Annotated in this window: 19 protein-coding genes and 2 pseudogenes; 12 read left to right on the forward strand and 9 right to left on the reverse strand. The window is 60.8% G+C overall.

Annotated elements, in window-relative coordinates:
- Window positions 1-463: 463 nt before the first annotated feature.
- Window positions 464-1,414: a hypothetical protein gene (locus B7495_RS18325; protein ID WP_088458250.1), complete on the reverse strand. Its 951-nt coding sequence runs from the start codon at window positions 1,412-1,414 to the stop codon at window positions 464-466.
- A gap of 250 nt (window positions 1,415-1,664) precedes the next feature.
- Between B7495_RS18325 and B7495_RS18925 the strand changes: the two genes are divergently transcribed.
- The 5 genes and pseudogenes from B7495_RS18925 (at window position 1,665) to B7495_RS18345 (ending at window position 5,806) form a co-directional block, all read left to right on the forward strand.
- Window positions 1,665-2,189 carry a hypothetical protein gene (locus B7495_RS18925; RefSeq protein WP_134479513.1) on the forward strand — a complete coding sequence of 175 codons (525 nt, stop codon included), beginning with the start codon at window positions 1,665-1,667 and terminating at the stop codon, window positions 2,187-2,189.
- A gap of 371 nt (window positions 2,190-2,560) precedes the next feature.
- Window positions 2,561-2,829 (forward strand): annotated as a pseudogene (locus B7495_RS18330) (recombinase family protein); the annotation flags it as partial.
- A gap of 456 nt (window positions 2,830-3,285) precedes the next feature.
- Window positions 3,286-3,723, forward strand: a complete 438-nt coding sequence (locus B7495_RS18335) for a DUF4232 domain-containing protein (RefSeq protein ID WP_240632543.1) — start codon at window positions 3,286-3,288, stop codon at window positions 3,721-3,723.
- A gap of 289 nt (window positions 3,724-4,012) precedes the next feature.
- On the forward strand, window positions 4,013-4,879 hold the full coding sequence (locus B7495_RS18340; protein WP_088458252.1) for a DNA/RNA non-specific endonuclease: 867 nt from the start codon (window positions 4,013-4,015) through the stop codon (window positions 4,877-4,879).
- A gap of 105 nt (window positions 4,880-4,984) precedes the next feature.
- Window positions 4,985-5,806 (forward strand): DUF6042 family protein, encoded by an 822-nt coding sequence (locus B7495_RS18345; protein ID WP_088458253.1) that lies wholly within the window; start codon window positions 4,985-4,987, stop codon window positions 5,804-5,806.
- Between the two features lie 60 nt (window positions 5,807-5,866).
- Here the strand turns inward: B7495_RS18345 and B7495_RS18350 are convergent, their stop codons facing one another.
- The 3 genes from B7495_RS18350 to B7495_RS18360 all read right to left on the reverse strand — a co-directional run bounded on the left by B7495_RS18350 (window position 5,867) and on the right by B7495_RS18360 (window position 9,599).
- Entirely contained in the window at window positions 5,867-6,598 is a 732-nt protein-coding gene (locus tag B7495_RS18350) for a GAF and ANTAR domain-containing protein (protein WP_088458254.1), read from the reverse strand.
- Window positions 6,599-7,049: 451 nt separating this feature from the next.
- Window positions 7,050-8,687, reverse strand: a complete 1,638-nt coding sequence (locus tag B7495_RS18355) for a hypothetical protein (protein ID WP_134479512.1) — start codon at window positions 8,685-8,687, stop codon at window positions 7,050-7,052.
- 351 nt (window positions 8,688-9,038) lie between these two features.
- Window positions 9,039-9,599: a recombinase family protein gene (locus B7495_RS18360; protein WP_088458256.1), complete on the reverse strand. Its 561-nt coding sequence runs from the start codon at window positions 9,597-9,599 to the stop codon at window positions 9,039-9,041.
- A gap of 635 nt (window positions 9,600-10,234) precedes the next feature.
- Here B7495_RS18360 and B7495_RS18370 point away from each other — a divergent pair.
- Together B7495_RS18370 and B7495_RS18375 are read left to right on the forward strand one after the other, a co-directional pair.
- A complete protein-coding gene (locus B7495_RS18370; protein ID WP_166788927.1) occupies window positions 10,235-10,870 on the forward strand; it encodes a response regulator transcription factor in 636 nt (211 codons plus the stop codon).
- Window positions 10,871-11,218: 348 nt separating this feature from the next.
- Window positions 11,219-11,599, forward strand: coding sequence for a hypothetical protein (locus B7495_RS18375; protein ID WP_088458259.1), 381 nt, complete (start codon window positions 11,219-11,221; stop codon window positions 11,597-11,599).
- A 259-nt stretch (window positions 11,600-11,858) separates the two neighbouring features.
- Here the strand turns inward: B7495_RS18375 and B7495_RS18380 are convergent, their stop codons facing one another.
- Window positions 11,859-13,073 carry an IS30 family transposase gene (locus B7495_RS18380; RefSeq protein WP_088458260.1) on the reverse strand — a complete coding sequence of 405 codons (1,215 nt, stop codon included), beginning with the start codon at window positions 13,071-13,073 and terminating at the stop codon, window positions 11,859-11,861.
- Window positions 13,074-13,137: 64 nt separating this feature from the next.
- Here B7495_RS18380 and B7495_RS18385 point away from each other — a divergent pair, with 64 nt between their 5' ends.
- Together B7495_RS18385 and B7495_RS18390 are read left to right on the forward strand one after the other, a co-directional pair.
- Window positions 13,138-13,725: a hypothetical protein gene (locus B7495_RS18385; protein WP_088458261.1), complete on the forward strand. Its 588-nt coding sequence runs from the start codon at window positions 13,138-13,140 to the stop codon at window positions 13,723-13,725.
- Window positions 13,726-14,068: 343 nt separating this feature from the next.
- Window positions 14,069-15,349: an LCP family protein gene (locus B7495_RS18390; RefSeq protein ID WP_370028322.1), complete on the forward strand. Its 1,281-nt coding sequence runs from the start codon at window positions 14,069-14,071 to the stop codon at window positions 15,347-15,349.
- Window positions 15,350-15,397: 48 nt separating this feature from the next.
- On the opposite strand, the gene B7495_RS18930 is transcribed toward B7495_RS18390, so the two are convergent.
- Window positions 15,398-15,604 (reverse strand): hypothetical protein, encoded by a 207-nt coding sequence (locus B7495_RS18930; protein ID WP_133160331.1) that lies wholly within the window; start codon window positions 15,602-15,604, stop codon window positions 15,398-15,400.
- Between the two features lie 577 nt (window positions 15,605-16,181).
- Here B7495_RS18930 and B7495_RS19435 point away from each other — a divergent pair.
- Window positions 16,182-16,463: pseudogene (locus tag B7495_RS19435) on the forward strand (M23 family metallopeptidase); the annotation flags it as partial.
- 6 nt (window positions 16,464-16,469) lie between these two features.
- Window positions 16,470-18,443: a GH25 family lysozyme gene (locus B7495_RS18400; RefSeq protein ID WP_240632544.1), complete on the forward strand. Its 1,974-nt coding sequence runs from the start codon at window positions 16,470-16,472 to the stop codon at window positions 18,441-18,443.
- 517 nt (window positions 18,444-18,960) lie between these two features.
- Here the strand turns inward: B7495_RS18400 and B7495_RS18405 are convergent.
- Genes B7495_RS18405 through B7495_RS18415 form a run of 3 tightly spaced genes read right to left on the reverse strand, consistent with a single transcriptional unit; the run spans window position 18,961 to window position 21,762 of the window.
- Complete coding sequence (locus B7495_RS18405) at window positions 18,961-19,773, reverse strand: AAA family ATPase (RefSeq protein ID WP_088458265.1); 813 nt, start codon at window positions 19,771-19,773, stop codon at window positions 18,961-18,963.
- Window positions 19,773-21,158: a Mu transposase C-terminal domain-containing protein gene (locus tag B7495_RS18410; RefSeq protein ID WP_088458266.1), complete on the reverse strand. Its 1,386-nt coding sequence runs from the start codon at window positions 21,156-21,158 to the stop codon at window positions 19,773-19,775. The genes B7495_RS18405 and B7495_RS18410 overlap by 1 nt, the downstream gene beginning before the upstream one ends.
- Window positions 21,159-21,165: 7 nt before the next feature.
- Window positions 21,166-21,762 (reverse strand): recombinase family protein, encoded by a 597-nt coding sequence (locus tag B7495_RS18415; protein ID WP_088458267.1) that lies wholly within the window; start codon window positions 21,760-21,762, stop codon window positions 21,166-21,168.
- 591 nt (window positions 21,763-22,353) lie between these two features.
- Between B7495_RS18415 and B7495_RS18420 the strand changes: the two genes are divergently transcribed.
- The gene (locus tag B7495_RS18420) at window positions 22,354-23,253 is read left to right on the forward strand and encodes a hypothetical protein (protein WP_103461438.1); all 900 of its coding nucleotides are present in this window, start codon (window positions 22,354-22,356) and stop codon (window positions 23,251-23,253) included.
- The last annotated feature ends 580 nt before the right edge of the window (window positions 23,254-23,833 follow it).

A 23,833-nucleotide genomic window follows, 5' to 3' on the forward strand; every position in this document is an offset into this window, starting at 1 on the left:
CCCCAGCCGATTGCTGGAGCCCCGCACTTACTCAGCCCACAAACAGCCGAATCAGGTTAGCGAGGGTGACAGCGATAGAAATCGCCATCCTTACCCACCTTCCTGCTTCGCTCTTTGTGACCCCGTGGCAGGCACAAGTGCATGTCATAGGATTCACCGTCCTTCGATAACTCCGGCGAATACGAAGGATGGTCGAGGCGGGTGCGGGTGGCATACGCGCGGGCTCTGATGAGCTTGCACACGTACTCACTTCCGCGTACAGTTCCAGTTGAAACCACTGGGATCTGTAGAATCCCGCGCTCTTCCATCTGGGAGGCAAGAACAAGCTCAGTACCGCTGTAACGGGACTGGGCTTTTTTCTTGCCACAAGGAAGGAGACCCGGAGTGTCTCTATCCTCAGCTCTTGGGCGGCAGTGAGTGAGTTCCGCTGGGTTCCGCGAGTTCTCGCGCCCAGTTTCGACCATCACTCTCCTACCGACTTTTCGTCGCCACTATTAGTGGCGGGGACCGTAAATAGGACGGCATCAGTGGGCCGAGTGGAGGCCGCTTTGCGGGAAGCCGTAGACCACCCGCCTTGAAGCTCGTAGCTCCGCATCTCGGCGTAACCCACAGGTGAAGTCGGCTCGATTCTCCATTGGATCGTGTGAGACAGGATGCCCTTCTTGGTCAGTTCAGCGAAGCCCCTCTTGGCGGTGCTCTGCGAAATCCCGTACCACTTCGGCACACGTTCAAAGGGCAAAGTGAACGTTGATTTCATCGACAGAGCTATGAGCAGCATGACCTTGGCGGGGAACGTCATGGTCATGTAGTGCCCCTCCAACCAGTACGCGTGAGGGATGGAGAACCATGTGCCGTGCACCTTGTCTGACGTGGGACGGACATACTCGGAGCCGTGTCCGGACTCATCCAGGAGGATGTAGGACATTTGTCGCCCTTCCCGTTCTCGGCGGATGAGGCCCTGGTCGACCAAGCGACGGACGACCTTGGACCAGGATGATTGGGCGGCTTCTAGCCCGTCATCCGTGCCCCCTCCCGTTCCCTGGTCCAGGCCGAGTGCGCGGACCCAGGTCTGAGATGGGTAAGTGGCTTTGTATGGCGCCCTGCTGGACGCGATCGCATGGATGAACAGGAAAGCGTCTAGGTGGACTGCGCTCCTCGTCTTGACAATTTTCGCCAACATCGAACCTCGCTCCCCCGAGGCGTTAGCGTCCTTTGCCAAGCGCTGCACAAACGCACTCCGGATCGGCACAGCCGTCCGGGTGGTGCGCGCGAGCATTGTCTTAACGTATTCCTCCCGAGCAGGCGCGCCCAGAGGCGCAGAACCCTGGAAGGGGTTCAGCGTCGTGCTGGCTGCTGTCTGCGGGATGCTCATCAGCCCATCATGGCCCATAATCACCGCGCTGGTTACCAGCACGGTTTAGAACTCTTACCACTTGAGACACCCCTATGTGAGGAGATGCTATCCAGCTGATATCTGCATGTTAGCGAATGCGAGTGCAAAAGCCCGTCGCCGACATCTCCTAGTCGGAACTCCGGGTGTGAGGGCTTCCCGACCTGGTTACCAGCACAACCGGCAGCCGTTCAGGTTTTCACGGCAGCCAGCGCCGAACTTCCGCGAGGGCCTGGTTTCTCCATGTGCCGGGGGGTGGCCATAACCTGCAGCTATGACCTTTACCGCAGTCTTTATAGCCTCGCTGAGCTTGATAGTCAGCGGACTTTCTCTGGGATGGCAAATAGCAATTTGGTTGATGAACGGTGCACGTGTTCGGGTGACCCTCAAAAGCGGAGTGCTCGGGCGCGGCAGCGCTGTAACCGCCAATGTCGAAAAGAACGGCCGACTTCGTGACATGGGGTCGATGCGCAGCCAAGGGTGGGCGGGCCCCGATGTCCTAGCGGTCGAGGTGACGAATGTGGGGCGACAACGGACAAAAGTTGTGCGTTACGGGTTCCACCAGGCCAAGGGGCTACCCAGCGTTGGCTACAACGATCCGGGAGCGTTTAACACAGCACTGCCCGTATGGATCGAACCCGGCGAATCCACGACGTGGTACGCGGAGCTGCAGGACGCCGTAGCGCTTGTGCGCGTGACAAAAGCAAAAAGGCGGAGCTCTGTTGGCCGCGTGCGTATGTATGTCGAGCTTGGGACGGGAAAGACTCTTGTCACCCGCAACGCAGCTCGACTCTCGTAGTCGTGACCGTGCAAGCGTTGCCCCATCGGCTGCCCGATAGGGGATCCTTCTCCGGACGCGGCGTACATTGAAGCGCGGTTCCAATGGTCAGAAGAGGGGGCAGCGTAGAACTAGTTGAAGATCCGTCCAGTTTCATGAGTGGCAATGATGGTGGCAATGGTGGCTATCAGATGTCTCCCCCACCGAGTCGGAGGAGTACACCTTCAAAGGTCGCCGTCGGACCCGACACTACTTTTTTCCTTTTTCGGTACGTGCATTACGGGAGAATGACGACAAAAAGGAAAAGGCGTTGTGCCGCGCAATGCGCTGTCACCTGCGACTGCAGTTGTTGCTGAGCATTGAACGGATGCCTCCCCTGACCAGGTCCGACAATGCTCATCGGCTACGCCCGCGTCTCCACGGACGCGCAGGACCTCACAGTGCAACGCAACGCCCTCACGGGCCTGGGAGTCGCGCCAGAGCGCGTGTACGTCGATCAGGGCCGCTCAGGCACCAACCGTGACCGTGTCCGGGCCTGGCGCGCGCCCTCGCTGCGTGCAGGTCGGGTGACACCCTGGTAGTGACCAAGCTCGATCGGCTCGCCCGGTCGGTGCCGAATGCGCGCGACATATCGGCCGAGCTGGCAGAGGCCAGCGTGCGGCCACTGAACTTAACGAGCGGCCCCGCAAAACTCTCAACCGCGGCACCCCAGCCGATCTGCTCGGCGAGCTAGTCTCGAAGAAGGAAAAGCCCCTGTTGCTTCCACCGTTTGAAACCGCCGCTGCCAGGCTCTGCACAGACGGACTCGTACCTTTAGACCCAACGCCCGAGGCCGCCGCCCCGGCAGTCGTACACCGCAGGTACATACATCAACTGACATCACGACAATCCGAGGAAAATCATGAAGAAACTTTGTGCACTCTGCTCCGGAATTGCCGTCATATTCTTCTTGACTGGCTGCGCTGGCCAGGAGAGCGGAGAGGCAGCGTCTTCAACCCCGTCGCCCACTAGTACCGGTTACCCTTCGGCTTCCCCTTCGCCCGTAGCGCCTGATCCTGGGAAGTCCGAGCCCAGCGGCGAAGCCTCGGTCCCCGCAAACGATCCGGATGTGACGCCGATGCCCGTCGGAGTCGCTGAGTGCGACGGAGACAACCTGGGTATTTCTATCGCCGCGCAGCCGATGGCCAGCGGAGCCGGTTCGTTCTTCTCCGAGATTACGTTTACTAACACCAGCGGCGACGCCTGTTTGGTTGAGGGAGCGCCTTCCATCTTCAACCTCGCGGACAGCGCTACGGGGGCGGTCGTTGGGAAGCGCGCGGCGGACAGCGGCATGCCGGAGGTGGTGCAACTCGCTCCTGGGGCGTCTGCTTACAGCACCATCCATTTCAGCAATGCCGGAGCGTACGACTGTGCCACCGCCGTCGCCGATGTGGCCAAAGTGAGTCCACCCAACTGGGATTCGTCGCGGACTATAACGCTGGAAAGTCCCGTCACCGTGTGCAACACACCCGCTACATACAATGTGTCGTGGATCAGCGCGACCAGTCTCTTCTGATCTAAAAGCGCCACGTGTCGGTCACATACTTGTCAGAGCGGAACCAACGAGACAAGACTTCAGCTAGGCGGGCTGAGCCGGTGGAGGGCACTGGGTGTATCAAAACCCTAGAGATATAGGAGGTCTCAAAGCCGTGATGTGGGCTTCTTCTGAAATCGCCTGGATCTAGCGACGGGCCGAGTCTTATAACTAGGTCGCACAACCTCCGGAGTGGTTTTCGGCACTCATCGTTAGTTATGCGACACCTTGTCGTCGCTCACATGTCGATTGCGGCTGCTTAGCTGTGGGCATGGACGCTGCGATATTCTCTCCTACTGGGTACGACGACAATTTCCTCGACTTGCCGCTGCAGCTTCCCACACCGTCCGCGGGAACCATCACTCGCGAACTGCCCTACACACACTTCACCATCCTTCTGGATCCCGTCCGGCGCCTTGCTATCGCCACCGGTGTCAACATCAACGGCGACCAACTCATCGACGTCGACCGCGGTGATGACTGGCACCTCGACCCCCGCATCCCCAACAATGAACAGACTGGGGAGGCCGTCTACGCGAAGAACGACCTGGACCGCGGGCACCTCGTCCGGCGCCGAGACCCGGTCTGGGGCGACGCCGCAACCGCCCAGCAGGCCAACGCTGATACCTTCGCCTACACCAATGCCGCCCCGCAAGCCGGGGCGTTCAACCAATCGAAAGAGCTCTGGCTCGGCCTCGAAGATCACGTCCTCACCTACGCACACACCAACAAGAACCGCATCAGCGTCTTCACCGCACCCGTGCTCTTCGAAGAAGATCCGGTGTATCGCGGTGTCAGGATCCCTCAACTTTTCTGGAAGGTCGCGGCGTGGACGACAACGGTTGATGCTGCCACTGTTCTTCAAGCCGCTGGGTTCGTCTTGGATCAAAGGCCGCAGCTGGCCGATCTTGATCTCGACGCTCTTCGCTCACAAGCGCTCATCGCTGGCACTCCTCCCCCACTTGGCCCGTACCGCACATATCAAGTGCCCATTATGGATATCGCCGGCCTGACCGGCCTTGACCTGATGACCTTCGCCGACGCTGACGTTTTGGCGCCGATCCTAGCCGTGCGGAATGACACTGGTGACCGTGGGCTCTGGGTCGAGCTCTCGGACGAGTCAGGAATCCACCTTTAGGGGACCTGGTGTGGCGGCGCATTACGCTCGCCCCTACCGACTCGAGCAGAGGGCAAAGAGGATCGGAAAGTTCCCGAACCGGAACTGGGCAGCTACTCTTTCGGAATGAGAGACACCTGGACACTCTTTACCCTCGTCTACGTCCAGAGCGGGTGGCAACGGTTTCTTCCGAGTTCCTCCATCGCGGTTCTGTCGTACCTTGCGACGGAGGGAGCCGCGTCGCCCACTGAAATAGACGAAGAACTAAGAGGCAACGTCGACACGGCTGAAGGTCTCACCTCGGATGTCTGGGAACCTCCGCTGGAATTCACGGACGAAGAACTTCGCCAGCTCGATGAAAACTCCGAGGGCATCCCCCTCGTCAGTGACGGAACCCGCCGTAGCGCTGAGGTCGTCAACGCCCAGGCCCAAGCGACTCGGATAGAAGAGATTGCCGAGCTCGAGGTCTTTAGCTCGCACCTGGGCCTGGCAGCTATTCGCACTCTGGCCGACCTGCTGGACTTCATGACTGCCGCACAGGTGACAGTCCTGGCCGATGGCCAGTATTCCATCAATCCGGCCGCTCCCCTGCCGGAGGAAGTCCTGCCCCTGACCGAACCACGCCGCGAGACGGAGGCACAGCTTCGCTGGAACCAATTACACCAAGAAATGTCCCAGCAGATTATTGCGCTCTTCAAACCAGAACAGCCCTACTCGATCAACTCGTTGTCGACAACAATAGAAGAGCTCGCCCACAAGCTGGGGGCCGATCCACAGTCCATCCGTGAAGCCCTGGTCATCCTCATCGATGAGGGAGATTTCACGATCACCCGTGACCCCCTCCGAGCCGCTGCGGATGACCCTTTCAACGTCAACGTGAACTGGGAAGCGTTCTACGTATCCCGCCTTCCGGTGCGATTCAACAATCCGCCCAGCGAAGACAAATAGGCGCCGGAATGACCCCAAATCACGCCAAGCACCCCCAAACTCATTCCCTGGGCGGTACAGCTAGCTGATCATTTTTTGCTGGCCATCACCGAGCGTCCGAACAACGATTTTTGCTGCGGTATCGCGCAGACTCGCATGCATTCTGCGGGCCTCGGCCCGCAGCAGACCAAACGCCTCATCCATGGGCACACCGTAACGCTGGGCGAGGGCGCCTTTGGCTTGCTCGATGAGTACTCGATCCTCAAGCATTACTTTCATCTGGTCCCGAACGGCGATGTGGCTATGGAGCTTCCTGTGCTGCTCAACACTGTTCGCGGCATACAGGGCCATCGCCTCAGCCAATTCTGCATCGCGGCCGCTCAATCCGCCGGGCTCTGCCAAGAACAGATTCAACGCGCCCAACCTCTGCGAACCAAACCGTATCGGAACCGAGTGAACAGCCCGATATCCGCGGGCCTCAGCGATAGCGCTGAAGGCCGGCCAGGTCCCTCGAGCGTCGGCGACGCTGGGAACTTCAATCGTGGCTCCCGACCGGTATGCATCCAGACACGGACCCTCGTGGGCGCCGAGCTGTTCCTCTTCCACATCGCTGGCCCGCTCACTACTGGACGCTGCAACATGCAGGACGTCACTGCTATCGGCCAGGAGGATACCCGCGGCAATAGCAGCCGTGAACATCGTGCACCCCCGAACCAAAACGTCCATCGTGTCGATCACGTCATGGCCCGTCTGCAAGGTGTCCGCGATAGCTACGAACACCTCAACGAAGCTCTCCCCCTCATTTGCAAACATTTCTATAAGCTACAACGCACACCGCATTCCCGCACCTCCCAGTTCGCTCAACCGTGCTCGTCGCGCGCACGTCTTCTACCCGCCAGGCCAGCGGAAGCAGCTCTTCACCGCTCCCCCGGCGCTCTACGGCGCCAACAACCTCGAGCACAACGAAGATAATGCTTGTGAAAATTCCGTAAACACCATGTCTCGGAAACCTACAGCTTCATAAGACGTCAGCCCGGCCCAACCATGCTCTAGTTTCCCGCGAGTTCTTCGTCGTGCCGAGCGTCCCAGAAAATCGTCTCATTGGAGTTTCTGCCTCAAGGTCCCGGGAGGGTCTTTTTCGAGACAGAACGAGGCGTACTAGATTGCTGACTTCCTCAAGTCAGCCGCTCGAGCCGGGACGCCTAACTTCAGCTAATGCGAGGTCGCCGCCGGGCACTGTAGCGAGATGTGACTCCCCCATTCACTAGTACAGCGAGTAGTCGGGCTGTTCGGGCCCGCGAGCCACGTCGGTTTCTGCCCAGATCTCTAGCAGTGTCTGTCCCCGCTCGAGCCGAGCATCTCGATCGACAGCTTCACTCTCAATTTCACGCAACCGTTGACTCAGCGGAATGTCTTTTGAGAACGCATCTATTGCGAGGTCGAGCGCATCGCTGCTTCGACGCTCAGCTATCGAGACTACGGAGTCGATCATGCTAGTCCGGACCGGGTTGCCGTGAACCAATGCATTGCGAACGCGCCTCAAACGCTTCAGTTCGAGGTCGATCCCCTGCTGAAAATGTCGTTCCGCGCGGTGGAAGTGAGCTTCTGAATCGAGCCCGCTCATGAGCGATTTCAGACGTTGCTTCTGCATTGGGACATCGCACATCGCAAGAATTTCTGGTGCGTTTGCATGCACCCGTTCGAACTTCGTTGTTCCGAACCCATGTGGGTAGACCTTCGGCAACAAGGTTTTGACTTGAGCCGTCTCCCAGTTTCGTCGGAACAAATACACGACCGTATTGCCGAGTTCGGCCCGCCAATCGAGATAGGCCCAATTGCGCGAGAGACCGCAGTCCAGTTCGCTTACGCCGAGTTCGCCCCAGGCGGCAATGTGTTCCACCGCATGATTGCGAAGACCGACAGCGGTCCGAGCGTGCCTGCTGCGCGTGGTGCCGAAAGTGTTCTCATAGCCGGACTCGAAACCCGACTCTGAGATGAGTCGTACGGCCTCGGTGATCTCGTACGGAATCGGGCGGGTACCGATAGCCACAGACAGGTCTCGCGGAGTGCGCGGTAGTTGTTTCGCAGTCAGCCCCATGCCGTAGCGAGAGACAGTCGGCTTTCGACGCGCCGATATCCCTGAGCGCCCCTCGACTCGACCGTCGACGAGCTCCACAGTTGCGCCTGTCGACACCCAACGGGTGCTCCCTGTATTCGCGGTCGCGAGCGCAAGAATCAGATCCATCCGGATGTCGGCCGCTTCGCTGGCGCCGCGCACCGCTCTGACTCCGAGGTCGACCCGCGCGACCGCGTAGCTGTTTGGATCGCTGTAAATGTCCGATTGAATCGTTGCGCCGTCGCCTGGCCACCACTCGACTCCTGTTTTGAGAACTTGCCTTAGTTCTTCGCGGTGCGGGAACTCGATACCGTCGTCTTTGCGAGCCTGAGGAATGAACATGTAAGAGTCGTAGAGCGTCACGTCTCCCATTTCAAGCGGCGCGTCATCGACGAGCGCGAACTCGTATTCGATCCAAACGACACAATGCCCCTTGCGCGGAACCGCGAGAAGGTCTTCCACGGCCTTTTCAATCACCGCCCGGCTTTGCGCCGCGTACTGATGTGTAAATCCGTCGACCCGGTGGCTGTGAGGTCCGGTAATTGAACCGCCTAACGCGCTTTTAATGGGGCGAAGATCAGGTTCGAAGTCAGGGCTCCGGATCGCGATGCAGGCACGTAAGCTGTGCTCGAGTTGTTGCGCATCCTCCAACGTCGTCTGCCCCTCCGCGGCATCGAGGAGGTCACCAAGTGCCGCACGAATCGCTCCGTCTGACGCTAGCTCTAATGAAAACCGTTGTAGCTTCTCGCGGGCTACTGAGCGGGCTAGTTGGGACGGATTGCGCACGCGCGCGATTGTCGAAATTTCCCTTCGTGCCGCTCCCATGAACGGATTGACAACTCGTCGAAGCCTTCGTCCTACATGCGCGCATGTGTCTTCGAGCTCCTCACTGATGCTTCGCGCGTTGCGCATCCATTGAGCCGGGGACGTGCCGGAGAGGAGCCACGCATCCACCTCACGAAGACATTCATCCAATCTAAGAGAGGGCTTGAACGCTCTGTCAGAGGACAAGAGTAACTCAAGATTGCCCTGCCAACTCATCGCGTTACTTCCATGGTCGGGTGAACCGCATCACCGCGATGGCTGTCGCTGCATTGGTCCTGATCTTGGTTGTCATCCTGGCGAGTAGACCACAAACTACGCGTTGGAGCGCAGGTAGGCATAGACAGTTTCCCGGCTGATCCCGAATTCACGTGCGAGAGCAGCTTTCGGTACGCCAGCGGCGGCCTTTTCCCGCAGCTCAGCGGCACGAGCAGCGTCGAGTGATCGCGTACGGCCCTGGTAGACCCCACGAGTCTTTGCCAGAGCAATACCCTCACGTTGGCGTTCACGGATCAGCGACCGCTCGAACTCCGCGAAAGCCCCCATCACGTTCAGAAGCAAGTTCGCCATGGCATTGTCGTCCCCAGTGAAGGCCAGTTGCTCTTTCACGAACTCGACCCGCACTTTCTTCGCCGTAAGCCGGCGCACGATCGAACGCAGATCATCCAGGTTACGGGCCAGTCGGTCCATGGAGTGCACGAGCACGGTATCGCCGTCTCGGACGAACTTGATCAGTTCCTCCAGCTCGGGCCGGTGCAGGTCCTTCCCCGACGCCCTATCCGCGAAGACCCGGTCAACGTCAACGCCATCAAGCTGACGGACGCTGTTCTGATCTAGGGTGCTGACTCGCACATATCCCACGCGTTGGCCGGTCATGGGCCTCCTACCTAATCTGTCCGGTTGAACTCTAGGACCCAGCAACAGGCACTGTCAAACAATCCAAATGGAACCCTATTCAGACACCCAACATTGACGGTGTCTGACGCCTAGTTGGGGTCTACCCCACTCTGACACTGACAGGGTACCTGCCGTTCGGAGTGGCAATGACGGGGTAGCGGCGTTCCGGGTGCTTGGCGTGGATGCTCTGGAAGAGTGGCCCGCTGTTTTCGCTCAGTGCGCTGTTGTACCAGCGCACGTCGGGGAAGGCAACGAAGAGGGCCTCACACATGCCTGTGGCGACGCTTTGGCGGTGGTCCTCGACCGCCAAGGTGGACCAAGTTGACCGTGCACCTTTTGAGCCATGAGAGATGCATCGCGTGTGGCATGTCGTGTCGCTGAGGTGATTTTAGTCTTGGCATAGCGCCGTTTCGCGGCGCACATCCTTGATTTGGCACGGGTGTTTGGGGGGTCGATAGCGATGCGCAAGGAGACTAATGGGGGCGGTCCAGATCGTTGGCGACGGAGCCAAGGAGGGCAGGACCGAACGGATAATCAAGACTCGGGCCAAGGCGCTCTCACGTCACCACACAGTTGTCCGCGGTTCTGCCAACACATACGTGTCCGCGACTCACATGCAACCGTTGCGCGATGGAAGTGGCACGGTTCGAGTCGTTGTTGTCAGCAATAGCCGTTTGGTAGCGGAAGCGCTGGCTCAATCCATTCCAGCGGATGCTGATATCGAGGTCCTCGGTGTGGGATCGGATGGAAACGACGCCGTCATTCTGAGCAGAGTGCACCAGCCGCAAGTGCTCGTTGTCGACGTTGACGCTCCGGGACCTCCACTGAACCTCGTGATTGCGACGGTGGCACAGTATTCACCATCTACGCGGGTTGTCGTTCTGTCGGATTTGCAGCCGGACAGCGAGGCGCCGGCCGGTGCATGGAGTTTGGTCTCGAAGTCTGAGACCTTGACGGGGTTGTGGGCGAAAGTGGCGGCGGTACCGCACTCTAGGCGTCGTCAGAATACGCAACAGCGTGGCTCTGCGTCGTCACATGCGCCTGGATCATCACTGCTGTCACGGCGAGAGATTGAGGTCCTCGAACTGCTTTCCGAAGGCAAGCAGAACAAAGAGATTGCTCGGATTCTCAGCGTCTCGACAGCCACGGCTAAACGCCATGTCGCCAATATCTACGTGAAGCTTTCTGTCAATTCGAGAGTGGATGCTCTTCGGCGCGGGGTCGCTCTGGGTCTCGTGCAGTTGGGTTGAAATGCCACAGATTCGGACGAGCGATTGCCCGTGTCGAAGGACACTGGTTTAGCCGAGCCGGGGGTCCGCACTTCCGTCGGCGCCGACCTTGACAGCTGGCACGCATGAACCGAATGGCCCAAGAAATCATGACCCACGGTGCGATTCAGCCCCGTCTTCGCCCCGAATATATTCAGTTCCCACAGCCAACGACATCCGCATTCCCGCGGGTGCCTGCGAGCTGGAGGGCCAGATGCACAGGTATTTATTGGGCGAGCGGACCGTCAAGTGCGGGATCTCCCACCCAACGCCCTTAGCGCGAATTCAGCGACCAGCCGCTCAAGTTTCAGCACAAACCGAGGAGCACGCATGTCACCCCTGAATGGCACCGGAACGACGTCGATCTGGCAAAAACCTGCGGCGGTTCTGCTGATGGTGCTACCCACAGTCAATGCCGTGTTGCTCACTATTCAGGCGTTCATCTCTGAGCCTCCATTCAACTCGGCAGTACCCGGATGGGTGTTCGCTTCGGTGAACGCGGCCGTGACCCTCGCTGCGTTCGCCGTCAAGCTGATGGCGCAACTGATGGCGAACCCACTGGTGAGCGAGTGGGTTCGAAAAATGCTCGTGCAGACCAGGATGCCTGGTGTCGAGCTCGGTCCAAATCCTGAGGTGATTGTGGCAGATCACGCCGAGGCGACGGATGGCGGTGTTGATCGGGGCGAGGTTGATAGTGCTGGCATGAGCTGAAGCCATCACGCCCGGTCGAATCCGGTTCGCTCAGATCACCTGGACACATTGGGCAAGCCCCCGGACGGTCTCGTACGCCAGTGCGAGCGCCATCAGGATCTGGCTCTGCAGCCCAACCGTATACCTCAGTTCGCGGTGCCGAAAGCCGCTCGAAGGGGGGCTTGATGGGACTTTGTGGCAATGGGATTATTCCTGATCAGGACCGCAAACTCGCGATCTGTGATTTGGGGGAAGAACCTACTTGGCAAAGTCAAGCGGTCTAAGCAACGCCGGTGGTTTGTGCTGCTGCGAGCAGCTGGGCTAGCCGGTTGGCTGGGGTTTCGAGGCCGAGGGTGGGTCGGGGCCGGCGGTTGAGTTTCGCTGCGACGCGAGCCAGATCGTCGGCGGTGTGGCCGGAGAGGTTCGAGCCTTTCTCGAACCAGAACCTCAGCAGCCGGTTCGTGTTCTCGTTGGTTCCGCGCTGCCAGGGCGAGTGCGGGTCGCAGAAGTAAAGCTTGGTGTCCAAGGCAAGTTGGATGCGCTCGTAGTCGGCCAGTTCCGTGCCGCGGTCCCAGGTCACTGAACGGCGCAGGTGATCGGGCAGGTGGCGCATCTCGCGGATCATCGCGGTCGCGACTTCGTCGGCCGTGTGAGGCCCGGGCAAATGCAGCAGGATCGTGAACCGGGTGCTGCGTTCTACGAGGGTCCCGATCGCGGACGAATCGTCTCCGCCGCCGATGATGAGGTCACCTTCCCAATGCCCCGGAACGGCCCGATCGGCGACTTCCGCCGGTCGCTGGCTGATCTTCAACGCGTCCTTATAGGGACTGTTCGATTTGCGGTCCGTGGAGTGCGGAACACGCTTCGTGCGCTTCGTCGAGAGACTTTTAGCCAGATCAGCTCGTAGTTCTCCGCGGGTTTGCACGTATAGCGCCTGGTAGATCGTTTCGTGGCTCACCTGCATAGTCTCGTCACCGTCGAAGTAATGCGCCAACATCGCCGAGATCAATTTCGGGCTCCACCCGTCATCCATCCAGACCTCGATCAACTCGCAGAGCGCCGCGTTGTCGACCAACTTCAGCCGTTTGGGCCGATGCCGGGCCTGGTGTGCCTTGGTATGCGCGACGGACGCGTAGTAGACGCCATCAAGGCTGGTGTTGCGGTGCACTTCCCGCCAGACCACGGACTTGTTCCGACCGATTTCCCGGCCGATCTCGGCGTAGCTCAGGCCCTTGCGACGGCCGAACTGGATCATCGCGCGCTCGGCCAACGTCAACGCCCGACCGCCCTCCACACCACCGTCCGGTGCGGGATCGGCGACGCCACCAACAACGGATCTCGGAGCACTTAGGGCCATGCCGCCAGACTGCTGCCACCACTGCGTCGCGGTATTGACCGACGCGCCCAACGAGGCCGCAGACACCCGCAAACCACCCCCAGAGCAGACCAAATCCACGAACCTCGTCCGCGTTCCCGCCGGAAAAAGCTTGACCATCCAACACTCCTTGAATCAGAGCGTTGCTACGACCGTATGACTTTGCCCTTTGAGCAATACAACTATGTCCAAAATCACCACTCGAGGCGTCGGAATCCTGACGGTCGTGCTGCTCAGCCTCACGGCGAGCACCGGAGCGTGGGCGGCTGAGTCCGTCCCGGAAGCTCCTCCCGAACAGGTCGTTTCCTCCGCCCCAGCAGAGCAGGTCGCGCCTGTCGAAGCCGTGGTAGAGGTGCCCGCCTCGGCGTCTTCCCCTGCCCTCCCCACCGATGATTCCGTCACCGACGGGGCAATGAGGACGATGGCGACGCCGCCCCGCTGCGGCTCCCTGCCTCGAACCTCAACCGCCGAAGATGGCGTTCCCGGCTCGCGTATGTGGGCACTGATGCAGTGCCTGGCGAAGTTCGGGGACTACACCGGTCCGATCGACGGCGTGATGGGCCCGAACTCGTGGCGCGGGGTCCAGTACGTCCTCAGCTACCAGGGCGTTTTCACCGGGACGCGTACAGGCGTTCTTGACACGAAGACCATGAAGGGTCTTCAGCTCATGGCTGAAGGGGAAGGCTTCAGCACTGGCGGCGTCAACGGTGCACAGAATGCCCAGTCCTGGCGGGCAATTGCGGGATACCTCAACAAGCACTATGCCAACTAAGGAATAGCCCTGTGGCCCGACTCCCTCCGTGAACGCGGACGGGGCGGGCCACAGGCATCCCCCCAGTTAGGGAGTGATCTCGGGCCAAACAGTGGCTAGGCCACGCGGTTGATCTCGTGGACCCTGCAGCCTGGCGTAGTGTGTGCTCAGTGCTTCTGGGAGGTCCTTGGGGCGGTTATTATCGGGTCGTTCCGAGAAGACCGTGGACACGCCGGGGCACCAATATCGGCCTGCTGACGTGCAAGTGAGAAGGGGACACGTGTTCTCAATGGGGGCGTCCAGCCCGATCCGCCACCCGGACTCCAGCTCCCGCCCACTCATGACGCGTCGAGCGTGGTGGCTCGTGGTCTTGAACATCCTGTTGCCGGGATCGGCGCAGGTGCTCGCTGGCAGCCGAGGCCTCGGCCGGTTCGGCCTGCGCGCGTCTCTGAGCTTCCCCGCGCTGCTGGTAACGGCCGGTGTGGTGTACAAGGTCAATCCCGAGCTCGTGCTCACCGTGGCCACCAACTCAGTCGCGTTGTGGATCATCGCCGCCGTGATGCTCTTCTACAGCGCGCTGTGGGTGGTCCTGACCTTCGACACCCTCCGACTGTCGCGCCTGGTGAGGATCCGACCCAAGGCTCGTCCCTACATTGCGGGGCTGGCCACCGTGGTCATGGTCGCCGTCGCTGGAACGTCTGGCTACGGTGCGTACGTTGCCACCACGGCCAGTGGGGTCCTCTCGACGATGTTCATCACCGCGCCGTCTGAGCCGCCCGCCGACGGGCGCTACAACATCCTGGTCATGGGTGGGGACTCCGGCTCTGACAGACAGGGTATGCGCCCGGACAGCATGTCGGTGGTCAGCATCGACGCCGACACCGGACAAGCCGTCATTATCGGACTGCCTCGAGATCTCAACCTGATCCCCTTCCCTGAGGACTCTCCGCTGCATGAGGCATACCCGGACGGCTATGGGTACGAGGACTACTGTGACGTGGACGCCTGCATGCTCAACTCGATTTACACCGAGGTGGATCAGAAGAGCCCGGAAATGTATCCCGACGCTGAGGCTGCGGGAAGCGAACCCGGCATCGAGGGCATGCGCGACGCCGCCCGCGGCATCACCGGCCTCACGATTCAGTACTACGCGCTGATCGACATGCAAGGATTCTCTGACCTCATCGACGCGCTCGGCGGTGTGGACATCAACGTGGCCGAGCGGCTGCCGATCGGTGGTCGGAATGAGGATCTCAGCGATGTCGAAGGCTGGGTCGAGGCGGGCCAGCAGCATATGGACGGTTGGACAGCACTTTGGTACGGCAGGTCACGCCACACCACCAGCGACTACGACCGCATGGCCCGTCAGCGCGTCCTGCAGCAGGCGATCCTCACGCAGTTCACGCCAGCGAACGTGCTCACCAAATTCCAGGGGATCGCGGCGGCCGGCCAGCAAGTGGTCAAGACAGACATCCCCCAGGGCGCGTTGGGCTATTTCACCAACCTGGCGGGGAAGACGAAGGCTCTCCCGATGAGCACCGTTGAGCTCGTCCCGGACAACGGCGTCGACCCGACAGATCCGGACTACGACTACATTCGTGGCCTGATCGCTGCTGCATTGGCGCCGCCGCCGGCAGCGGAATAAGCCCGCAGCTCGAGGGTCCTCAAACGCTGCAGAGAGCGCCGGCCACGCTCAGGCTTGGTCCGTCCTTGACAGTATGTCAAGGATGTAGTCGCGGTCTGTCTCTCTCGAGCCAACGCCGAAGCCGAGCCAGTCGGGCTCACCTATGGTCCCGCCGACCCTGCAGAAAAGGGCGATGTCCCGCCCGTCGCTTCCTTCGGCCCGGTTCTCGTTGGTGGCTTCGATGTAGATGCCGATTGCACCGTCGTCGCGGACCAATGAGATGGCACTGTCAAACGGGGCCCACGATATTCCAGAGGGCGAAGCCGGGTTGGCTAGTGACAGGGTCTGCGCCTTGCACAGAGCGTAGGCGTCGATTGGTTCGAGGGGGGTGTCTGCCCCGCGCACTTCCGCCGAGGGGGACGACGTGGGCTCGGTTTCGGCAGAAGATGCCGGTGGCTCTTCGCCCTCAGTCGGCTGCGCCACCGGGGCCGAGGGTGCGCAGCCCGTCAGGGCGAGGGACGCGAGGACGGCCAACGTTGGCAGCATGACTGTGCGTTTCATGGCTCAAGTATGTGGCCTTGAGTAACGCGTGTCGGTCAGCCGGCGACCCCCCTTTTGGGGGCAAAGGAACTGGGAGTTCCCGAACAGGCCTCGTCCATAGCAATCGTGCTCTGGCCCGAATGGGTTATCAGAGATGGGTCTCCAGGGCGATTTAGAGGAGATAGCTCTCTCCGTAGCGTCAGTTTCACCAGCAAAACGGCTGGTGAAACTACGGAAAGAGAACCCAATGGCTGTGCCAGCAAACGTTCTATCTTTTTACGCAGAATCCCGGTGGGGTAACCGCTTTGGCCTCATGGCCGAGTGGTACAGCTCGCTTGGCCACCGCGGCCATGACATCTACGCGTCCGGTGGCCAGGACATTCCGGCGCTTCGCGCCGGAGTCGTCCGTCTGACTCAGCGGTCCCCATATCTCGGGGGCACTGTTTGCATCGAGTCCGGACCGGGTGACTTCAGCGCATATTGTCACCTCGCAGGGATTCGGGTCAGCGAAGGAGAGTCAGTAGCCCAAGGTCAGATCATCGGCCAGGCGGCTTCGAACCAGGCTGATGCGGGCTCTTCGTGGGATGGCCCTCACCTCCACATGACCCGCGGCCCCGACAACCAGGCCGCGTTCGGTGGCCCGGGTCTTTCCGACCCCGCACCGCTCATCCGCGAAATCCTCGGAGGCGCGTCCGGCGGCGGGAACACCGGTGGCGGTTCCGGCGGGATCCAGATAAGCATCGCTCAGGGAAAGATTCTGCAGCGGGTGGCCCAGAAGGGCAACTACCAGGGCGACATCGACGGAGTCCCCGGAGTGAACACCTGGAAGGGTATCCAGACGGTCCTCACGGCGAAGAACTTCTACTCGGGTCCCATCGACGGAATCGTGGGTCCGAACACCTGGAAGGGTGTTCAGCGGCTGGCCCAGCTCGGAGGCTACGGCGGACTGGTGGACGGGTTCCCCGGCACCTACACCTATCAGGGACTCGAGAACTGGCTGAACTCCTCGCCCACCACAACCCCGCCGCCCGCCGGCTTCCAGGGCGTCTACGGGGTCGATGTCGGAACCAGTCAGCGTGGATTCGATTTCCAGGCGCTCCGCGCGGCGGGCTACCAGTTCGCAATCGTCAAAGCAGGCGGATCCAACGTCGTTCCCACCTACGTCGCACCTCATTACGTGACCGAGGTCTCGCGAGTCCGCGCCGCGGGCCTGCTCGTGGGCCACTACTGGATGGTGGGCTCAAACACGCCCGCCGTCGACGCCGCGTACTTCCTGGACAATCTATTCGACTACCGCGCCGGCGATATCCTGGCGCTGGACAACGAAGCGATCAACACCGGCCGCAAGTGGACCGACGCAGAAGCAGCGGTGTTCATGCGGGCCGTCAAGACTCGGCTCGGGTACGTGCCGTTCATGTACATCAACCGTGCGGATCTTTCGGGGAGCTCGTGGCCCGAGGTTCGGGCGCTGGGCGCCAAGCTGTGGATCGCCGCGCCGGATGGCGTCCCAGGGACGGTGAACATCACCGCGTTCTCTGACTGGGCGATCCACCAGTATTCGTGGACGGGCAACCAGAATGGCACCGATGTCGATCTGAACGTGGCCAAGCTGAGCGCATTTGCCGGCCTCACCCAGCCGCCGAACGGTGTCACCGGCCCACCTGCTGGCGCAATTCCCGGCAACGGTGGTTCTGGCGGTGCGACCCCGACGATCTCCATCTCCATCGCTGAGGGGAAGATCCTCCAGACCCTCGCCAAGCGGGGCAACTACGGCGGTGAGATCGACGGCATCCCCGGCACCAACACATGGAAGGGCGTGCAGAACGTCCTGACCGACCTCGAGTACTACTCCGGCCCCGTCGATGGGGTCCCCGGTCGCAACACCTACATCGGTCTGCAGCTGGTGGCCAAGGTCGGCGACTACTCCGGTGCCGTAGACGGGATCCCGGGGCCGGCGACGTGGGCAGGAATCGCGAAGTACCTCAGCGACACGGCCGGCGGAGCGCCCGACAGCTACGCAGGCACCATCCTGCAGCGCCTGGCAAAAGCGGGCGGGTACACGGGCGCGGTCGATGGTGCCCCGGGCACGAACACCTGGAAGGGTGTTCAGCAGGTTCTTGCTGGCTACAAGTATCGAGGACCGATCGACGGCGCGATGGGCACGATGTCCTGGGCGGCGCTTCAGCGGTTCGCTGCCAAGGGCGGCTACACCGGCATCGCCGACGGCGTGATGGGCACGAATTCGTGGGCGGGCGTCCAGGTCGTTCTGGCCAACTTCGGCTACGGCGGCGCAGCTGACGGTGCGCCGGGAACGAACACTTACCGCGCCCTGCAGCGCATCGCCAAGCTGGGCGGCTATCGCGGCCCCCTCGACGGGGTCATGGGTCCGCGCAGCTGGGCGGGTCTTCAGACCTTCCTCTACGGTGTCGGATACACGGGACCGCTGGACGGGGTTCCGGGCACCAACACCTACAAGGCGATGCAGAGCATGGCCAGTCGCGGTGGCTACCAGGGCCTGATCGATGGGATCCCTGGCCCACTTACGTACGGCGGACTGCAGGAGCTGCTCGCGTAGTGGGTTGCTGAATCGTTGGTGAATGTGAGTGCCCGACAACGGGCACTCACATTTCCACGTGTGTCGGCCGCGCAACGCCGGTTCTCGTCAGATCAGGCACCTGTGACCAACGCAATAGCCCGGTAAATCTCACCGCAGCAGGGCTCGCATCGGGCAGCCCGAGCGGAGTTGAATCGGTAAACATTTGATCCAGCCAGTTCGAGACCTTCATGAGTTCGGTTTGGATTTCTAACACGCGAGCGTCCGCTGCATGCCCGTTGTCCCACGCGTCTTGACTTCTTTAGCCAGGGCGTGACTAGGGAGCTGGTCTAGCGTGGAAGCCCGACCAGACGCCATGTTCACCGGGGCTTGGCTACAGCCGAGTTCTGCTGACGTACTCCAGCGCGGCATCACTGCCGGTTGGGTCTGTCATCTTGAGGATCGTCTAGCGATCACTCCCCTGGCTGAGCAACACGCCCGGAATGACGCGTGTGGAGTTTGCCGCTCTTTGGCGGTGTTCTTTGATCGTTCCGTGTCGCTAGTTGCCGATGACGAGGATGCTGGCTGCGGCCTCGATGACGTCGTCTGTGATGGTGTCGAGCTGGTTGATCTTCAGTACCCGGTTGATCTGGGGGAAGAGTCGTTCGAGGAGGCGGAAGTTGCCGCGGGTGATGCGCTCGATGGCGGCGATCGCTTGCGTGTCGGTGAAGTCGTCAGGGTCGAGGCTCTTGCCGAGTCGTTTCCAATGGCGGTCGAGGACGAACAGGAGTTCTTCGCGGCCGAGGGTCCGGTAGTGGTGTGAAAATCCGAGGCGGCTGTAGAGCTGCGGATAGTGACGAAACCGTTCGTCGATGCCGGGCATGCCGATCAAGATTATCGCGAGGTGGGTGCGGTCGTGCTGGTCGCGGAGCAGTTCCAAGGCGGTGGGGGTGAGCCGTTCGGCTTCGTCGATGATGAGAAGTTCGACCAGACGGGTGACGTCCTTCTGCCGGACTATTTCCGGTTCGTGCATGAGGGAGCGGAGGTGTTCGTCGGCGCAGATCCCAACTTTCACCTGCCAGTAATCAATGTCGTGCATGAGGTCTTTGGGCCGACAGAGGACTTCGGGTGTGTAGAAGACGGTGCGAGATCGGTTCGCGAGGGCATAATGCTTCGCGTCGTCATCACCTCTGGGACCCCACTCGTTGATGTAGGGCTCGAGAGCGTCCCAGTTCGCGTAGCGGCGGGCGGAGTTGGTTTTACCAACGCCGGCGGCTCCGTGGCAGATCCCGATCGTCTTTTCTTTCCGAACGGCGTTGGCGAACTCGGTGAAACGTCGGTGTTCTTTGGTGACGATGAATGCCTGGTTCATCACTCGTCCTCTTCATAGGTGCGCAGCTTCGGACGCCGCTTCGTCGGTTCAGGGATGCGAGGTTCCTCGCGGGCGGCAACGGTCGGGATGCGATCGTTAATGGCTCGCCGCAGCTGCTTGCGACGGGCACGGCGGGCCGTTTCGATGTCCCGGAGGCTGAGCCGGAGGTTGGGGTGGGCTTCGTCGATGGCGGTGCAGATAAAGGTGTCTCGGTCGTAGACGCGGATCTCGGAGATGTCTCGGGGGTCGTATCGGATGGTGATGGTGTGGCCGACGAATGGGGCCAGGGTCGGGGCGAGGTAGCGCTGGCCTTGGAAGTGGATGCCGTCGCGCTGCACAACTCGGTTCTTGGGAACAGTAAGGAGTAGCCCGTCGAGTTCTTGAAGGCTGTCGGGCATCCGTGGCAGCCAGCCGTCGGCGACCCACGCGTCTCGTGGGGAGATCCCCAGCTCGCTGTGGGTTCGCCTGTTGTAGGTGCTGATGAACGCACCGATCGCACGGTCGAGCCCGGCAAGGTCGAGGACCGGAGTTGGCGTCCGGTTACCAGGCCCGAGGTGGCCGGGGAGGGTGGCCAGAAGTTCGGTGTTGACGGTGCCAAAGAACCGTTCGATCTTGCCGCGCCCCTGTGGCCGTCCGACGGTTGAGTGGATGATCCTGATGTGCAGGGCGATAGAGGTTCGTTCGATGTGGTGGCTGATGAAGTCGGAGCCGTGGTCGACGTGCAGGATGTCGGGGATGCCGCACATCGCCCACGCGGGGTCCGTCTTCCGCCAGATCGCCTGTCGGAGAGCGAGGGCGGTGTTGATAGCTGAGGGGGCGCCGGTGAAGACCATGTATCCACAGATTGCGCGGGAGTAGTCGTCCATCACGGTTGTCAGCCATGGTCGGTCAGGTTTCCCGTCGGCGCCGAGGATGAGTATGTCGAGTTCGGTGTGGTCGGACTGCCAGGTCTGGTTGGGATGTTCCGCGCGGCGGCGGAAGACGAGCTCGTGCTTGTCTCGGTACGAGACTGGCCCCTCCAGTGCCAGGGTGACAAGAGCCGGATCGAGGGCCTGGACGATTTGCCGCACGGTTGCATAGCTCGGCGCCGGCAGCTCACGCGCCTGAGCATCGGTGACGGCGAGACGATGCAGCGTGGCGAGACTCGGGCGCGGCCGGCAGAGTGCAAGTTGTTCGATGAACGCGACCGTCTCGGCCGAAGTTCGGCGAACACTCTTGTCTTTGCGGTCACGCGGGTCGAGGGATGTACTGCCGCCTGCCCGGTAGAGCTGGTGCCAGCGCTGCAAAGTCCGAGCGGAGATCCCCGTCTCACGGGCGAGGGCGGCGAGAGGGATCTGGTCTTCGACATGCAGTCGAAGAACACGCCACCGCTCGGCCGCGTCCACAAAGCACCTACACAGTGGTGCTTTCGCGGGCCGCTAAGGCCTGCTGATGCCGGTACAAAGTGGCACGACTCCACCCGACGAGCTTTGCCGCATCCTCCGCCGTGCGGCCCTTCGCCCGGGCCTCGGTGACGAGCTTGAGTTTGTCGGCCACGACCGCGGGATCGGACAAGGGCCGACCAAACTTGGTGCCGCCATTTCGGGCAGCTGTGATGCCTGCGTTCACGCGCTCGGTGATCAGCTCGCGTTCGTATTCGGCGAGGGTTGCGAGCATGTTCAGCATCAGTCGGCCCGACGTCGTCGACGGGTCGATACCGTCCGAGATGCTCTTCACCTGTATGTCACGCTCACGGAGCAGCTTCACGGTGTTGAGCACATCGATCAGGGACCGTCCGAGGCGATCGACCCTCCACACCACGACGGTGTCGCCGGGCTGGGCGTACTCGAGCAGCTTCTTTATCCCGGGGCGTGAGATCGCGGTCCGGCTGCCGGAGGTGACGTCGGCGAAGATGTCCCGTTCTTGCACGCCCGACTTGACCAGAGCGTCGACCTGCAACTTCGCGTCTTGGCTTCTGGTGCTGACCCGTGTATATCCAAGATGTCTCACGTATCCATTCTGCCTTAGAAATTACTAGAAGCGGTGGAACAAAGACATTTCACGGTGAGACATCTTTCCAAGACAAATTGCCTCCCGGAAATCCGCCACTTCGACGCGTCGGTTGGAGAGAGTTCACATGTCTCGAAATGCTTTACCTTTCTGAGACTGCACGTCGCGGTCGCCCTGCACGCCGTCGGCGTCTCATAACTGACAGTGAGTGCGGGTAACCGACCAGGAGGTTATGCAACGCGGTTGCGAGATTCTCCGCGCACCGAAATCCCTAAGGTCCTTGGAGGGCCCCGATCGTATCGGTGAGACGCCTCATATCCCTAGGGATTCGAGACTCCCCTCTCCTCTGAGCCGGGCTCGTCGTGAGCGATGAGGAAGTCTGCCCAGGATTAGAACTGCGCGAGTGAGGGCATCCTCTCGTCAATCTGAGTCCGTGGCATGCGAAACATCGGGATGCCGACTGGTCATGATAAGGCCAGTGCCAAGCCGTTTATGAGACTTGATCAGTCGATCGAGTTCGGGTTCCTCCTATAGTCGGATCGTGAACTCGATCCCAGGGAATGAGAAGTGCCAATTGTGAGAAACAACACCGTGGCGATCAACAGCGCACATCGGTGGCTGGCAGGCTCTAAACGGTTCGCGATGATCGCGCTTCTGCCGGCCATCATTCTCACGGTTGGTTGCACGGCCCAGGCGCCCGAGCTGGTTGGTTCCTCGACCGTGAAGGCTGCGTTTATCGACTTCGTCGGTTCGGTTGAGGGAGTCAAGAGCGTTCGCACGAGAAACTGGCTGTCGGGGTTCCTCGAGCCAGGAACGATGGTTGTCTTTGACGTGACCTTGGGTGACGAGAGCGATTCTGCGGAGGTGGATTCCACGGCCCGGCTCATTACCGAATGGGTGCGCACCCGAGTCGATCCTAAAGCCGACGTCACTGTGTACGTCACCCTGTTTACAGCGGGTAACGCGGTAAGTCTTACCGCAGACGACGCGTCAAATTGGGCTCGTATACAGATCGTGGACCGTGCAGTTGCCAGTAGCGCAGTAGATCATGCGTGGCTTAGGGCACCTTGGCTGGAAGACCCTCGCAACTCCGATAACGGGACCAACCTCCAGCTCGTTTCGTCGCTGCCAGCGGAAGGGTTTACTTCCACCGCCTTCGCAGCGAGCATGGAGGCCTATCAGGCGTTTCTGCCCCCGGAATCCTCTTTCGTTACCGTCATCGACAGCGACCTCGCCTCCTACTCGAGCGGGTTCGAAACGAAATATCGATCTCTCACTTCGTTCGTTTCAGAGCCTCCCTCGGATGCGACATTGCAGTGCGTCGACCAGGTGGCGGTTGACCCTGGCGTCATGGGATATGACTTCGCTCCCGCCAGTGAATTCTGGAGCTCTACTGTCGATCTGCAGGCGGCGGACTCGGAATTGTCCAAAGCACGACTCTCTTGCCTCAATGACATACAGAAAGTGGAGTTCACCCTCGACGGCAAATGATGCTCGCCCATTCATCGCCTACGGTCCGCCGCATCTCATAACCTGGGTGCCTCACAACGCATGAAATACAAGACGCTGACTCCCAGTCAGCAACCAGGTCTATGCGCCAATTAGCGATCACAGAACGCCGTGACATAGCGGCAAAAATCACAGGCAACGACTTTTGAACAACTACACACCCGCGGAAAATCGCGGCGTCACCCAAGGTCGCCTGCACGGCTCATAAGCGATGGAATACGAGACGTAGGAGGTCTCCTCTTCACGCGACGAGCGGGCAGGTGGCGTGTCTCGTATCCGGACATGTCTCGCATGCCTAGGGATATGAGACGCGATTTCTAATCGCAGTATGGGACGAAAACCGTTGGGGTCGCCCATTGCACCCTGGTCGGTCGCTACCCGACTTCATGGACTGTTCGATCGGGTGAAACCCGAGCCCGTCATCGATATGCCCGCGCCGCGTACAAGCGCAGTCGCTGACATGATCGCGCAGTATCACGGAAGGCTCTGTCGTGCCCGGCGTCAGGAAGTACTGATTCTGGTCCCATATCATTGGGACGATTTCAATAACTGGGGGAATGAA

The organism is Cryobacterium sp. LW097 (genome assembly GCF_002205495.2).
In the GTDB taxonomy this organism is placed as follows: domain Bacteria; phylum Actinomycetota; class Actinomycetes; order Actinomycetales; family Microbacteriaceae; genus Cryobacterium; species Cryobacterium zongtaii.

Coding starts and splice junctions, on each gene's coding strand:
- B7495_RS18400 (WP_240632544.1), top strand. CDS start 16,470: ATGACCCGCGGCCCCGACAACCAGGCCGCGTTCGGTGGCCCGGGTCTT.
- B7495_RS18350 (WP_088458254.1), bottom strand. CDS start 6,598: ATGTTTGCAAATGAGGGGGAGAGCTTCGTTGAGGTGTTCGTAGCTATC.
- B7495_RS18405 (WP_088458265.1), bottom strand. CDS start 19,773: ATGAACCAGGCATTCATCGTCACCAAAGAACACCGACGTTTCACCGAG.
- B7495_RS18345 (WP_088458253.1), top strand. CDS start 4,985: ATGAGAGACACCTGGACACTCTTTACCCTCGTCTACGTCCAGAGCGGG.
- B7495_RS18385 (WP_088458261.1), top strand. CDS start 13,138: ATGTCCAAAATCACCACTCGAGGCGTCGGAATCCTGACGGTCGTGCTG.
- B7495_RS18370 (WP_166788927.1), top strand. CDS start 10,235: ATGCAACCGTTGCGCGATGGAAGTGGCACGGTTCGAGTCGTTGTTGTC.
- B7495_RS18340 (WP_088458252.1), top strand. CDS start 4,013: ATGGACGCTGCGATATTCTCTCCTACTGGGTACGACGACAATTTCCTC.
- B7495_RS18380 (WP_088458260.1), bottom strand. CDS start 13,073: ATGGTCAAGCTTTTTCCGGCGGGAACGCGGACGAGGTTCGTGGATTTG.
- B7495_RS18335 (WP_240632543.1), top strand. CDS start 3,286: ATGCCCGTCGGAGTCGCTGAGTGCGACGGAGACAACCTGGGTATTTCT.
- B7495_RS18360 (WP_088458256.1), bottom strand. CDS start 9,599: ATGACCGGCCAACGCGTGGGATATGTGCGAGTCAGCACCCTAGATCAG.
- B7495_RS18925 (WP_134479513.1), top strand. CDS start 1,665: ATGACCTTTACCGCAGTCTTTATAGCCTCGCTGAGCTTGATAGTCAGC.
- B7495_RS18375 (WP_088458259.1), top strand. CDS start 11,219: ATGTCACCCCTGAATGGCACCGGAACGACGTCGATCTGGCAAAAACCT.